The sequence below is a fragment of the Planococcus sp. YIM B11945 genome (genome assembly GCF_050864155.1).
GTDB lineage: Bacteria > Bacillota > Bacilli > Bacillales_A > Planococcaceae > Planococcus.
On sequence record NZ_JBOZWR010000005.1, the window covers coordinates 85,811 to 99,591 of the forward strand.

At 45.6% G+C, this 13,781-nt stretch carries 14 protein-coding genes and 1 riboswitch; of the genes, 11 read left to right on the forward strand and 3 right to left on the reverse strand.

Features of this window, described 5'->3' with window-relative positions; all coding sequences use genetic code 11:
- The first annotated feature begins 13 nt into the window (after nt 1-13).
- Together ACRRQV_RS11780 and brnQ are read left to right on the forward strand one after the other, a co-directional pair.
- On the forward strand, nt 14-928 hold the full coding sequence (locus tag ACRRQV_RS11780; protein WP_432531023.1) for a DUF2971 domain-containing protein: 915 nt from the start codon (nt 14-16) through the stop codon (nt 926-928).
- Between the two features lie 312 nt (nt 929-1,240).
- Nucleotides 1,241-2,611, forward strand: coding sequence for a branched-chain amino acid transport system II carrier protein (gene brnQ / locus ACRRQV_RS11785; protein WP_432531025.1), 1,371 nt, complete (start codon nt 1,241-1,243; stop codon nt 2,609-2,611).
- 90 nt (nt 2,612-2,701) lie between these two features.
- Here brnQ and ACRRQV_RS11790 read toward each other — a convergent pair whose 3' ends face one another.
- The gene (locus ACRRQV_RS11790) at nt 2,702-3,364 is read right to left on the reverse strand and encodes a GntR family transcriptional regulator (protein ID WP_432531027.1); all 663 of its coding nucleotides are present in this window, start codon (nt 3,362-3,364) and stop codon (nt 2,702-2,704) included.
- 183 nt (nt 3,365-3,547) lie between these two features.
- Here ACRRQV_RS11790 and ACRRQV_RS11795 point away from each other — a divergent pair, with 183 nt between their 5' ends.
- From ACRRQV_RS11795 to ACRRQV_RS11830, 8 genes are all read left to right on the forward strand, one after another.
- Nucleotides 3,548-3,904 carry an STAS/SEC14 domain-containing protein gene (locus ACRRQV_RS11795; protein ID WP_432531029.1) on the forward strand — a complete coding sequence of 119 codons (357 nt, stop codon included), beginning with the start codon at nt 3,548-3,550 and terminating at the stop codon, nt 3,902-3,904.
- Between the two features lie 221 nt (nt 3,905-4,125).
- Complete coding sequence (locus ACRRQV_RS11800; protein ID WP_432531031.1) at nt 4,126-5,319, forward strand: class I SAM-dependent rRNA methyltransferase; 1,194 nt, start codon at nt 4,126-4,128, stop codon at nt 5,317-5,319.
- Between the two features lie 142 nt (nt 5,320-5,461).
- Entirely contained in the window at nt 5,462-5,767 is a 306-nt protein-coding gene (locus ACRRQV_RS11805; RefSeq protein ID WP_432531033.1) for a DUF3817 domain-containing protein, read from the forward strand.
- A gap of 119 nt (nt 5,768-5,886) precedes the next feature.
- Nucleotides 5,887-7,098, forward strand: coding sequence for an MFS transporter (locus ACRRQV_RS11810; protein WP_432531035.1), 1,212 nt, complete (start codon nt 5,887-5,889; stop codon nt 7,096-7,098).
- A 20-nt stretch (nt 7,099-7,118) separates the two neighbouring features.
- Nucleotides 7,119-7,679 (forward strand): GNAT family N-acetyltransferase, encoded by a 561-nt coding sequence (locus ACRRQV_RS11815; protein WP_432531037.1) that lies wholly within the window; start codon nt 7,119-7,121, stop codon nt 7,677-7,679.
- A gap of 14 nt (nt 7,680-7,693) precedes the next feature.
- Nucleotides 7,694-9,433, forward strand: coding sequence for an ABC transporter ATP-binding protein (locus tag ACRRQV_RS11820; RefSeq protein WP_432531039.1), 1,740 nt, complete (start codon nt 7,694-7,696; stop codon nt 9,431-9,433).
- A 201-nt stretch (nt 9,434-9,634) separates the two neighbouring features.
- Nucleotides 9,635-10,399: a MerR family transcriptional regulator gene (locus ACRRQV_RS11825; RefSeq protein ID WP_432531041.1), complete on the forward strand. Its 765-nt coding sequence runs from the start codon at nt 9,635-9,637 to the stop codon at nt 10,397-10,399.
- A 193-nt stretch (nt 10,400-10,592) separates the two neighbouring features.
- A complete protein-coding gene (locus ACRRQV_RS11830; RefSeq protein WP_432531043.1) occupies nt 10,593-11,435 on the forward strand; it encodes an endonuclease/exonuclease/phosphatase family protein in 843 nt (280 codons plus the stop codon).
- 50 nt (nt 11,436-11,485) lie between these two features.
- On the opposite strand, the gene ACRRQV_RS11835 is transcribed toward ACRRQV_RS11830, so the two are convergent.
- Nucleotides 11,486-12,115, reverse strand: a complete 630-nt coding sequence (locus ACRRQV_RS11835; protein ID WP_432531045.1) for a queuosine precursor transporter — start codon at nt 12,113-12,115, stop codon at nt 11,486-11,488.
- Between the two features lie 12 nt (nt 12,116-12,127).
- Nucleotides 12,128-12,622 (reverse strand): preQ(1) synthase, encoded by a 495-nt coding sequence (gene queF, locus ACRRQV_RS11840; protein WP_432531046.1) that lies wholly within the window; start codon nt 12,620-12,622, stop codon nt 12,128-12,130.
- Between the two features lie 96 nt (nt 12,623-12,718).
- A riboswitch (PreQ1 riboswitch) is annotated at nt 12,719-12,766 on the reverse strand.
- A gap of 101 nt (nt 12,767-12,867) precedes the next feature.
- Here queF and ACRRQV_RS11845 point away from each other — a divergent pair.
- On the forward strand, nt 12,868-13,770 hold the full coding sequence (locus tag ACRRQV_RS11845; protein WP_432531048.1) for a cation diffusion facilitator family transporter: 903 nt from the start codon (nt 12,868-12,870) through the stop codon (nt 13,768-13,770).
- Nucleotides 13,771-13,781: the final 11 nt, after the last annotated feature.

Genomic DNA, 13,781 nt, shown 5'->3' on the forward strand with positions numbered 1-13,781 from the left:
AAGGGGCTGTCGCATGGAAAACAACATTAGATTAGCTGAAGCGCTTGAGCAGCAGTTCCGCAATAACGTCGGGAAAAAAGTCCAGAAAGCACACGCGACCGAACAAATTCTTTATCATTACACAGCTCTTCCGAGTTTAATGGGGATGGTCGAATCTAATCGCTTATGGATGAGTAAAGGAACGTTTTTGAACGATTCGAGTGAATTGGTTTATTTTTCACGAGTATTGGCGCACATTATCAAGAAGATGGATAATCACCAAAATTCGCCTTTATGGAGATTGTTTATCCGTGAATTGGAACGAGTAATGGAATTGTTTATAGAGGAAGTCCAAAAAAGCGGTTTTGAAGCGTATATCTTTTCGTTATCGCATACTCAAGATTCACTTGCTCTTTGGTATAACTATGCCAGAGGGGAAGGCTATAATATTGGATTTTCAGCGGAAGAGCTTTTTGCAAATGTCAGTTTATTATCAGACGGACCGGATGTGCTCCATGGTTATGTAATGTACGAAAGGCTGGAACAGGAAGCCGTTTTGATCGAGCTGCTGCTGGAAGCCTACGAACTCGTTGACCGGTATGAAATTGGCGAAGTGAAAACTGCGTTGGCCGACCATTTCTTTTCGATGATTGCTACGTGTTCCGTCTTTTTCAAAGATCCGGCCTTTAAAAGCGAAGAAGAATACCGAATTGCGCTGTTGACCAGGAAAGGCGAGAAGCCGAAAGTACAATTCCGCGCTCAAAACGGAGTGATTATTCCGTATATCGCGATTGATTTTCAATCAAAGCTGCCCATCAAGCATGTTACCATTGGCCCGAAAAACAATGTGGACATCGCAAAAAGCGGTATGGAACATTACCTGAAGTGGAAAGGCTATGATATGGAGAAAGTCACCATCAGCAAGTCAGTGGCAGCGCTCCGTTATTGACACTGCATCCTCCACAGTGAAACTGATCAAAGAATCTGCCAAAGCGGCAGATTCTTTTTTTTGACCGCATAGTACTACGATTTTTCAAGTAAATGTTATTTTAAAAAAAGATAGAAAATACTTCTGTTACCGAAATAAACAGATTTTTTTAAAAATTTCAGTCATCTTCATTGCAATTATCATAATTTATTGTATGATTACCTTAGTAATATATTGCATACTAAATATTTAACGAGTAACCATGGATTTTTAATTATTTCGATAAAGTAATGTATGGAACTGGAAAACAGTAGTATCAAGGAGGAAATGGGAATGGAAACGAAATTGTCTTTTAAATCTTATGCCGTTGTTGGAATGATGTTGTTTGCTTTGTTTTTTGGAGCAGGAAACTTAATCTTTCCAGCTCAATTGGGGCAGTATGCAGGGGAAAACGTGTGGCTGGCGATTGCAGGGTTTCTGATTACAGGAGCAGGCTTGCCGCTATTAGGGATACTAGCGATCGGCTATTCGAAAAGCAATGATTTGCAAGATTTGTCGAGCCGGGTTCATCCGCTCTTTGGCTTAATTTTTACCGCTACTTTGTATTTGACTATCGGGCCCTTCTTCGCACTTCCGCGGACGGGAGCGGTTGCCTATGAAATCGGCATTGCGCCATTTGTTGGAGATGGCAATTTAGCTCTTGGGCTTGTCATTTTCTCGGTAATCTTTTTCGGGATTTCGCTTTGGTTGTCGTTGAATCCTTCGCAGATGGTTGACAGCATCGGGAAATTTTTATCGCCCGCTATTTTGTTGGCCTTGTTGCTGTTATTGATCATGGTTATCGTAAAACCGCTGGGTGCTATGCAAGCGCCGCAAGAAGCATATGCATCAGGAGCGTTCTTGAAAGGCTTTACGGAAGGCTACAACACAATGGATGCCTTGGCTTCTTTAGTATTCGGGATCATTGTTATCTCCACCATTCGAAAACTTGGAGTAAATTCGCCAAAAGGCATTTTGTCGGCGACGATGAAAAGCGGCATCGTAGCAGTTGGCTTGCTCGCTGTGGTTTATGTGGGAATTGCTTATCTTGGCGCTACAAGCACAGGCGTGTTTGGTTTGTTTGACACAGGCGGCCCAGTTCTAAGCGAAGCTTCTTCTTATTATTTTGGAACGTTTGGTGCAGCGCTTCTTGCCTTGATTATTACACTTGCTTGTTTAACGACAGCCATCGGTTTAATAGTGGCGAATGCTGAGTTTTTCCATAAGTTAACACCTGGCATTAGCTATAAGAAGTATGTCGTTATTTTTTCCCTTTTCTCTTTGATCGTCGCAAATGCAGGCTTGTCGAACATTATTAATTACTCGATACCGATTTTGATGTTCCTGTACCCGCTGGCCATTGTTTTGATCATGTTGGCATTTTTGTCCCCGCTGTTCAAACACGATCGCCTTGTATACGTATCAGCCATCACAGTTACATTTTTCATCAGTGTCATCGACGGACTAAAAACATTGACTGCTTCGCTTGAAATGGCGAATCCGGCATGGCTGCAAGCCATCATTGATTTCTATACGTCGGTGCTCCCGCTTTATGCAAGCGGACTCGGCTGGTTTGTTCCAGCTGTTATTGTCATTACCATTACGGGAGTTATTGCGAACTTCAAAAAATCCGTAAGCCCCCGCCCGGCGAGAAACAATATTTAATTTAAGTTAACATGGCTTGCCCAAAAAATTGGACAGGCTTCTAAACACAAAAGCATTGCCAAAAGCCATCCGGCTTTCGGCAATGCTTTTTCAATTTGACGCTGGTGCAGTCAATTCATCTATAGTGCGAATCCAATTTGCTCTCATCAGGTGGGATACTTTTTCAGCATCTTTTTCCTCAAGAGCTTGAATAATGTCCACATGGGCTTCATATGAACCCGCGGTAACAATCAACGAGTTATGGAAAAACTGCCGTCTGACGTGCGATTGCAGTCGGTGGAGCATCGTATGAATATAAGGATTTTGTGCAGCATTGACAATCAGTTGATGAAATTCCTCGTCGATTTTCAACGCTGAAAAATTATCGTTCGTCTTGATGGATTCGGCAAACCGTTCGTTCGTCTCTTTCAACGAAACAATCAGTTCTTCGTCCAAATGTTGAATGGCCAGTTCAGCGGCCAATGCCTGAAGTACAGCTACTGGGGGAAGAAGGTGTTGAATATCTTCTTTATGGACTTTCGTCACCCGCGTCGTTTTTCCAGGAAACATTTCAACAAAGCCTTGCACTTCTAAAAGTTGAAGCGCTTCTCTGATTGGGGTCCTGCTCAAACTTAATGCTTGTGCGAGGTCGGTGTCTACCAACTTTTCATCAGGTTGTAAGGTGCCTTCGATGATCCATTGCAGCAATTGGTTATAGGCACTTTCTTTGGCAGTAACGCGGACTGGCTTTGGGTGGTTTACTGGAACCGGCATGCAGATCCCCCTTTCTACTGGAAATAGCTACTATCCATTATACACCAATTCGAAAAAATCAAACAGATGATTATACAATATATTGTATAATTAATGCGTAGTAAAAGAAAAGACAGCTGTTTCAATCGAAGCAGATAGGGAAAAGATACAGTAAACTGGAAGTGATTTGAAAGGGGCGATTGGATGCTGACGTTAGTGCCAAGCAAGGATTTCCATACGATTGCAGTGGAAGTAAACGGCAATGTGGAAGAGGAAGATATGGAAAAACTGGATAAAGCCATTCAAGAAAAATTTGAAGACAAAGGCACGTTTAATGTATACGCTATGGTGTATGATTTTGACGGCTTGAGCTTGCAAGCAGCAGCAAAAGAAGTGAAGATCGATGTCCATCGGTGGAGCCAATACGCGAAGATGGCGGTTCTCAGTGACAATAAAAAGCTGCAAGGCATGACCGAAGCGAGCGGCTTGATGCCCGGCATCAAGACAAAGCATTTTAACTTGAATGAAAGCGAAGAAGCGTGGGAATGGCTTCAAGCCTAAGAGAAGAGGTGGTACAAAACGTTGAAAAACGGACTTGTGCCACTTTTTTTTCGTTGAAAACAGGCTGCGGACAGTATTACGGTTAAATTGGACAGTATTTCTCAGATTACAGACAGTATTTTATTGCTGCCGGACAGTAAATCCAAAAAAGTGGCAAACGCTATAAATGAACGCGGCTTTGTATTACACTAATAACAAGATGTGACAGATAGGATGAGTCGATGAAAACAGAGATTTCCATTAAAGTGACTGATAAATTTAAAGGGGAATACGCTAAAGGCTTCCCGCTCATTACGAAAGATTCATTGGAAAATGCCGACGCGTTAACGACAGAAGGCGCGATTGTGCGATTAATGGACAAGCAAGGCCGTTTTCTTGCCAAAGGGTACTCAGGCAAACAAAACAAAGGCTATGGCTGGGTACTGACGCACAATGAAAACGAAGCGATCGATGGAGCATTTATTGAACGGAAACTTGCAGAAGCTCTTGAGCGGCGCCAAGCTTTCTTTAACGATCCGGCAACGACGGCGTTCCGCGTGTTCAACGGGGAAGGCGACGGTTTTGGCGGATTGACGATCGATTATTTCGCCGGTTTTTATATGCTCAGCTGGTACAGCGAAGGCGTCTACACGTTCAAAGACCAAGTGGTTGAAGCGCTTCAAAACGTGGCCGACTGCAAAGGGATTTACCAAAAGAAACGCTTTGACACAAAAGGGCAGTATATCGAAGAAGATGATTTTGTGGCAGGCGAGCGCGGCGAATTCCCACTGATCATCAAAGAAAACAACGTCAATTTCGCCATTTATTTGAACGATGGCGCGATGACAGGCATTTTCCTCGACCAGCGCGATGTCCGAAATAAAATCAAAGAAAGCTACGCAAAAGGCCAGACGGTACTCAATACGTTCTCGTATACCGGCGCTTTCTCGGTTGCTGCGGCAATCGGCGGAGCGGTGAAGACAACGAGCGTCGATTTGGCGAAGCGCAGCTCCAGCAAAACGATCGAGCAATTCAGCGTAAATAATATTGACTACGAAAGCCAAGACATTCTCGTCATGGACGTCTTCAATTATTTTAAATACGCCAAACGCAAAGAGCTGAAATTCGATTTGGTCATTTTGGATCCGCCAAGCTTTGCGCGTTCGAAAAAGTACACGTTCAGCACGTCGAAAGATTACACGGCATTAATGAAAGAAGCCATTGAAATCACCGAGAAAAACGGCGTGATCGTCGCTTCGACAAACAGCGCATCGTTCGGCATGAAGAAGTTCAAAGGCTTTATCGACAAGGCCTTCAAAGACCTTGGCAAAAAATACAGCATTGTGGAGGAATTCACGCTGCCAAGCGACTTCCGCGTCATGAAAGAATTTAAAGAAGGCGACTACTTGAAAGTGTTGTTCGTGAAATTGCAATAAGTGCTTGTTCGGATGTTGATCTATCGAAAACTATGGCGAAACGTTGAAGATGCTTTTGTTTTCTTTCTCCAATCTGCCGGACATGGCTGTACAGGTTTATCCGCCCCCTTCTATAATGAAATGAGAATGCGAGGGGAAATGAATGATAAAGAATGCATTGGAAAAATTTCGCTTTATGGGATTGATAGAAGGAAGCTCGCTATTGGTGCTGCTGTTTATCGCCATGCCGTTGAAATATATGTTTGATATGCCGGAAATGGTGAGTGTAGTTGGTGCAATCCATGGCGGGTTGTTTACCATCTATTGTTTATTCATCGCTTATATGACGTTTGTCGTCAAATGGCCGTTCCGTTTTTCGGTAGGCGCTGTGATTGTGGCGTTTATTCCGTTCGGCAATTTTGTCTTGGACAGTCGGTTGAAAAACTTAAGAAAGCCGCAGATGGCTTAAACACTTGTGGATTCCCGTCCGCAAGTGTTTTCTTTTTGCCAAAATCAGGCTGAGGATGTCTGATTAATGGAAACTATTCTATAATGAATGTAGACAATTAGTTCACTGGAGGAACCATAATGGCAAAAACTCTTTCTTCTTCTGCAACCGGAAATCCGGTCTACGCAGTGATGTTTGCAATGGGCAGCTGCCATTTGCTCAACGATTCACTGCAAGCCGTCGTCCCGGCGATGTTTCCGATTTTGGAGACGGATCTTGGCTTGACTTATACGCAATTAGGATTTATCGCATTCGCTTTAAACATGGTGGCCTCTGTTTTACAGCCGGTCGTCGGCTTGATCAGCGACCGAAAGCCGATGCCGTTCGCTTTGCCGATTGGCATGGCCAGTTCCTTTTTAGGAATCGCGGGGTTGGCGTTTTTCCCTGAATACTGGATGATTTTAGTTTCCGTGATGTTTCTCGGATTTGGGTCTGCGATTTTCCACCCGGAAGGCTCACGCGTTTCTTTCATGGCGGCAGGATCAAGAAGAGGCTTGTCCCAGTCAATTTACCAAGTTGGCGGAAATTCCGGCCAAGCCTTAGCGCCGCTCATCAGCGCATTTATTTTAGTGCCGTTTGGCCAACGAGGCGCGGCGTTGTTTTTGTTCGTCGCGGCACTCGGCATTTTTATCTTGTCGAGAATTTCCTTGTGGTACAAAGAGCAATTGGCACAGGAAAAGTTGCAGAAAGTGAAGAAAGTATTGTTGTCTTCGCTGCCGGAAATGACGAGAAAGCAAGTCGGTGTTGCGCTGGCGCTGTTATTGGTCATTATTTTTGCCCGGTCGTTTTATGTCACGAATATGACGAGTTTTTACGTGTTTCATTTGATTGATTCGTACGGATTGACGATTCAGCAAGGGCAACTGTACATATTCCTATTTCTAGCGGTCGGAGCGGCCGGCACCTTTTTCGGCGGCCCACTGGCAGATAAGATGGGCCGGAAAAACGTCATTGTCCTGTCTCTTGCTGTGCCGATTCCGCTGGCACTTGTATTGCCGTACGTCCCGCTTTTCGCCGTCATTATCCTATTGGCGCTCATCGGCTTTTTCATCATGCTGAGCTTTTCTGTAACCGTGGTGTATGCGCAGGAACTGGTGCCAAGCAAAATCGGCACAATGTCCGGGCTGACGGTCGGTTTGGCGTTTGGCATGGGCGCGATTGGCGGAGTGGTGATCGGCATATTGATGGATGCCATCGGCGTCTACGACACGATGATTATCGTGTCTTTCTTGCCAATCATTGGCCTCGTTGGTTTATGGCTGCCAAGCGATAGGAAAATAAAAGCAGCTTAATTCATAAAGGAGAATGACTGATGCAGACACAAATACCTGCCATTCCAACTGAAATCCATACGGAACGATTGCTTCTTCGGATGCCGCGTTCCGGCGACGGCAAGGCGGTGAATGCCGCTATTCGCGCTTCCATCAACGAATTGAAGCCATGGCTTCAATTTGCGCAGACATTGCCGACGCCTGAGGAAACCGAAATAAATTTGATGGAAGCACACCTGGACTTTTTAAAGAAGGAAAGTTTGCGATATTTGATTTTCCAGCAAGAAACCGGAGAGTTTATTGGAACGACGGGGTTTCATGACATTGAATGGGACATGCCGAAAATGGAAATCGGCTACTGGATTGCAACGAAATGGAGCGGATCCGGGTTTATGGCGGAAGCGGTGGCGGCGTTAAGCGATGTGGCGCTGAACGGTTTTGGATGCAAACGGCTGGAAATCCGCTGCGACGCCGAAAACGTGAAAAGCCGGGCGATTCCGGAAAAACTGGGGTTCAAGCTGGAAGGCACCTTACATAATGATGAATTATCCGTAGACGGAAAACGTCTGACGGACACCTGCATTTACGCGAAATTCGATTAAAGGGGCTTTCGATAATGAGAAAGAAAGAAGAAAAAGTTGGCTTAAAACCGTTTATCGAGCTGATTTTGTCATTAAAGGTGCCCAAATGGGCGTTGATTATCGGCCTTGCTTCGAGTTTGATTACGACATTGGTCGGGTTGGCAGTCCCGCTATTGACGCGAACTCTGGTAGACGGCTTTTCAATCGACGCGGTGAGCGCACCGCTGATAGCCGGCATTGCCGCAGCGTTTATTTTGCAGGCAGTCATTAACGGGATCTCCATTTATCTGCTCAGCATGGTCGGCCAGAAAATTGTTGCCGGGCTGCGCGAAAAGATGTGGATTCGTTTGATTCGTCTGCGCGTTCCTTATTTTGACCAGCAATCGAGCGGGGAAACGGTCAGCCGGATCGTCAACGACACCGGGATTGTACGGAATTTGATCACAGATCATTTCCCTCAATTTGTCACCGGTATCATTTCCATTATCGGCGCCATCATTATCTTGTTGCTGCTTGATTGGAAAATGACGCTGATCATGCTCGTATCGGTTCCGATTACAATTGCAGCAATGATTCCGTTGGGGAGGAAGATGGCGAAAATCTCGCGCGGTCTGCAAGACGAAACGGCTGTGTTTACCGGAAATGTCCAACAGACTTTGAGTGAAATCCGGCTGATGAAATCGTCTACAGCAGAACTAGCTGAAGAAGCCAAAGGGTTAAAAGGCATCCAGAAACTCTTCGACTTTGGGTTGAAAGAAGCGAAAGTGTATGCCTTGATTGCGCCGCTTATGTACACCGTCGTTATGCTCGTTGTGGTCATGATCATCAGCTACGGCGGCATCCGTGTTGCGGAAGGAACGATGTCAACCGGGTCGCTTGTGGCATTTTTATTGTATTTATTCCAAATCATTATGCCGATTACGACATTTGCGCTGTTTTTCACGGAGCTGCAAAAAGCAAAAGGGGCAACCGAGCGCATTATCGAAATTTTGGCGGTACCGCTTGAAGAAGAACAACAAGGCATTCAAGCTGATATCGCCAATAAACCTTTGCGCTTGTCGAACGTCAGCTTTGCTTACGAAACAGGCGAGCCGGTTCTTCATAATGTTTCGTTTGAAGCGCAGCCAGGCGAGATGATTGCGTTTGCCGGGCCAAGCGGAAGCGGGAAAACCAGGATATTCGGGTTGATTGAACGATTTTACGAACCGCTTTCTGGGGAAATCACCATTGGCGGCACCCCAATCCGCGACTTGTCTTTGGCTTCCTGGCGCAGCCAGATTGGCTATGTCCCACAGGAAAGCGCCATGATGGGCGGGACGATTCGGGAAAATCTCGTATACGGATTGCCGGATGCGGACACAATTTCTGATGAACAATTGTGGAAAGTGGCGGCGATGGCATATGCCGAAGAATTCATCAAAGCCTTTCCGGAAGGACTGAATACGGAAGTCGGAGAGCGCGGAGTCAAATTGTCGGGCGGCCAGCGCCAGCGAATCGCGATTGCCCGGGCATTTTTGCGCGACCCCAAAATTCTCATGATGGATGAAGCGACGGCGAGCCTCGACAGCCAATCAGAAGCCATTGTCCAGCAGGCCTTGAGCCGATTGATGGAAGGGCGGACGACGTTTGTCATCGCCCACCGGTTGTCGACAATCGTCGATGCCGATAAAATCGTCTTTATTGAAAAAGGGCGGGTCACGGGTCTTGGCACCCATTTGAACTTGACCGCATCTCACGAGTTATACCGGGAATTTGCGGAACAGCAATTAACGTAAATTCTTGCGAATAAAGAGAAACTTCACTCAGAGGGGGGGTCTTCATCCCCCTCTGAGTGGTAGTTGATCCAATCGGGCTTTTACGGTCAGTTGATCTCCCACTGGCAGAAGTGGGAGTTTTACTGCCCGTTAAAGCGGGACAAACGCCTTGACCTTGACGCTGCGTGAAGGTGTAGAGTGGAGTTATCAGGAGGTGAGCGGATGGAATACACCGTGCAAAAGTTGGGGAAACTAGCGGGAATCAGCACGAGGACGCTTCGGTATTACGATGAAATTGATATTCTGAAGCCGGCCAGAAAAAATTCATCAGGGTACCGGATTTACGGGAAAACCGAAGTGGACAAGCTGCAGCAAATCCTCTTTTACCGTGAACTCGGGCTTGAGTTGGATCACATCAAAAAAATTGTCAATGATCCTGCGTTTGACGGTTCTGCTGCATTGAAAATGCACCGGGAACAGCTTCTCCAAAGACGCCAACAACTGGACCTCTTGATCACCAATGTGGAAAAAACTATTTCCGCAGCAGAAGGGAAGAGTCAAATGGCAGACAATGAAAAATTTGAAGGATTCAAACAGAAGCTGATTGAGGACAATGAAAAGCAGTACGGCGATGAAATCCGGGAGAAATACGGGGACAAGACGATCGACGCATCGAACGCAAAAATGATGAACATGAGCGAGGAGCGGTTCGCTGAATTCACCCGTCTTGGCGAAGAACTTCAGAAAACGCTGGCGGAAGCGTTCAAGACTGGAGCTCCTGAAAGCGAACTGGCCCAAAAAGCGGCCGATTTGCATAAGCAATGGCTGGCTTTTACCTGGCCGACGTACAGCAAAGAAGCCCATGCCGGACTTGCGCAGATGTACGTGGACGACGAACGCTTTACCGCGTATTATGACAAAGACCAGCCAGGAACCGCCGTGTTTTTACGAGATGCCATCTATATTTATACTGGATTTACTAGATAATATATAGCTGAAAAGCGGCTTAAAAACAAACGAGTGCCTCTAAAATAGGCACTCGTTTTTTTAGGTACTTCTTTACAGAGAATTAATAGAAATTTACAAAAAATATACGGTTTTTCACGGGTTTATTTGCTATAATCAAAGCAATCAATACTCTTGCCGGTGACTCGTTTTATTCGAAAAGGAGAGGATTAGAGTGGTGGGGAAAAAGAAGGCGCCAATAGTTTCTGTGAAAGTCATGTCGTTCAATATCGCTCATGGATTAGGGATGGATGGAACGGTGGATTTAGAAAGAACGGCTTCAGTAATTGAAGATTCTTGCGCAGGAATTGTCGCTTTGCAAGAAGTCGACCGCTTTTTTTCAGAGCGGAGCTCTTTTGTAGACCAAGTCGACTGGTTGAGCAAACGGTTGGGAATGGAAGCTGTGTTTGGTGCAAATTTAGATTTGGATCCATCAGAATCCGAACGGTCCAGACGCCAATTCGGCAACGCCATTTTAAGCAAATACCCGATCAAGTACGTTGAAAATCATTTATTGCGCCAAGTGGCTACCCCATTCGGCCATAATGAACAGCGCGGCATCCTAGAAGCCGTCATCGATTTACAAGGCACTCATATTAGCGTTTTTAATACGCATTTGGCTTTCAAAGATGAAGAATTGGAAGTCAGCGTCAACGAACTTTTAAAATTGACGGAGAGAAGAAAGTTTCCTCGCATCATCGCGGGAGATTTCAATGCAGCTCCTGAACATACACAAATTAAAAAAATAAGAAAGCAATTTACCGATTCCTTCTTGCACATGAGAAGAGGGGACGCTTACACATACCCTTCGTATTTCTACGAAGAAGTGACTGCAGAACAGACGAAGCCGGTGACGCGCATCGACTATATTTTTTCAGACGATGAACTTGATGCCGTCCAAACGGCAGTTATGAATACAGACGCATCGGATCATTTGCCGGTATTGGCCGACTTTATTTTGCAAAATGCAAAAATTCGCCCGGACCAACAAACGGCTTCTGAACTTCAAAAAGTGTAATTTATAAGAAAAACCCGGAAGCAGTGCTGCTTCCGGGTTTTTCTATGCACTTAGCCGTATACGTGTTTGCCAGATTTTTGTGAGCGTCTGCAAAAAGCAACGAGCAAATAAACGAGAGGCGTATCCGCAGCAGCAGCAAGCCATTTAAAAGCATATTGGGTGAAAATCATGGCCACCAAGGCGCCAAGCGGCATCGTGCCGTAAAACGCGATAGTGATGAAAAGAGCTGTATCCACAAACTGGCTGACCATCGTCGAAGCGTTTTTACGGAACCACAGTTTGGATTCGCCGTGGCGCTCTTTCAGCTTGTGGAAAATGCTGACATCTAGGTTTTGGCTGACAAAATACGAAACTAAGCTCGCGAGCGTCACGCGGAAACCGGCAGAGAAAATCGTTTCAAACGATTCTTGTTCGCTAAAAAATGGAGCTGAAGGCAAGTGGATTGCGCAATAAATGAATACCAATGCAAAGATTTGTGTAATAAACCCTGACAGAACGGTTTTTCTTGCGGCTTCTTTGCCATATACTTCAGCAATCGTGTCGGTGATTGGGAACGTGAAAATGTAGACGATGACCGCCGCTGGCAAAACCGCCCATTCCCCGATGCTGAACAACTTGACGGATAAGATATTGGAAAGAATCAAAAGACCGACAAATGCGCCGTTTAAGTAAAGCAACATAATAAATCCCCCTTATCGGTTGGTAATCGTTTCGGGGTTCATGTCATGATTCATCATCCGGTACGACGCCATTTCTTCGTATTTTGTGCCTGGTTTTCCGTAATTTGTGTAAGGGTCAATCGACAAGCCGCCGCGCGGCGTGAATTTGCCCCACACTTCGATATAGCGAGGATCCAGTAAATCAATTAAGTCGTTCATGATGATGTTCACCACGTCTTCATGGAAATCTCCATGGTTGCGGAAGCTGAACAAGTATAATTTCAGCGATTTGCTTTCCACCAATTTCTTATCCGGAATAAAGCTCAAGTAAATGGTCGCAAAATCCGGTTGGCCGGTCTGCGGGCAAAGCGAGGTAAACTCCGGGCAATTGAACTTCACGAAATAATCCCGCGTGTGCAAATTGTCGATCGCTTCGAGTATGTTCGGGTCATACTCAAACTTGTACTTGGTGTTTTGATTGCCGAGAAGTGCTAAGTGGTCGAGCGTGTCTTCGTTTCTTCCTGCCATAAAAAAAGGCCTCCTTTAAGATGCCGGTGTGAGAGAAGCCTATAGAAAACGGACAAAGAAAAAGCCAAATCGCATGTGGATTTGGCTGAGTTTCAACAATCCATAGTTTTTTATAGAGGGTATAATGCTATGAACCTCTCCCGTTGCCGGGTTATTTACTTTTCCTCACCTATCGTATAAGACTTCGCATGTACTGTCAATTCAACTTTTTTGCTAAAATGGCTTTAAAGACAGGAGGCGGCACCATGGCACACGAACACAATCATTTTGAATCAGCGCGTGCGGGCAACCGGAAAGGCTTATTCCTGGCACTTGCCATTACAACTGGCATCATGCTGCTGGAATTTTTCGGCGGCTTGTTTACGAACAGCCTGGCGCTCATTTCCGACAGCGGCCATATGCTCTCCGACGCAAGTTCCTTGCTTCTCAGCTTAGTGGCAATCGGATTTGCTGGAAAAGCGGCTTCTGCGAATAAAACATACGGTTATTACCGCTTTGAAATTTTGGCGGCTTTTTTCAATGGCATCACGCTATTTGTGATGGCAGGGTTTATCATATACGAAGCGTTTGAACGGTTTGTCGAGCCTGAGGAAATTCGAGGCGGCTGGATGCTGGTTATTGCGGTCATCGGATTGCTGGCGAATGTATTAAGTGCGTTGGCGCTGCACAAAAGCGGGGACGTCCATGGCAATTTGAATATGAAAAGTGCCTACGTGCATGTAATCGGAGATGCGTTAGGGTCTGTCGGCGCAATTACCGGCGGGCTGCTCATTCTCTTTTTCGAGTGGACCATTGCCGACCCGATTGTTTCCGTACTGGTCGCGCTGCTGATTTTAAAGAGTGCTTGGGGCATTTTGCAAAACAGCATCCATATTTTGATGGAAGGAACGCCAGCAACGATTCATCCAGAGGAAGCGAAAGCCTTGCTGAAAAAAATTGACGGTGTACTGGATATCCACGACCTTCACATTTGGACTATTACGTCAGGGTTTGATTCGTTTTCCTGCCATTTGGATGTGGAAGCGGGGGCGGATGAGCAACGGGTTTTGCAGGAAGCAATCGGTTTGATCCACGATCACTTTAAAATCGAACACACGACCATCCAAATCGAAAAAGTCGGTTTGGCGCATCATCATTTGAAAGTTTAGAAATGGAAACA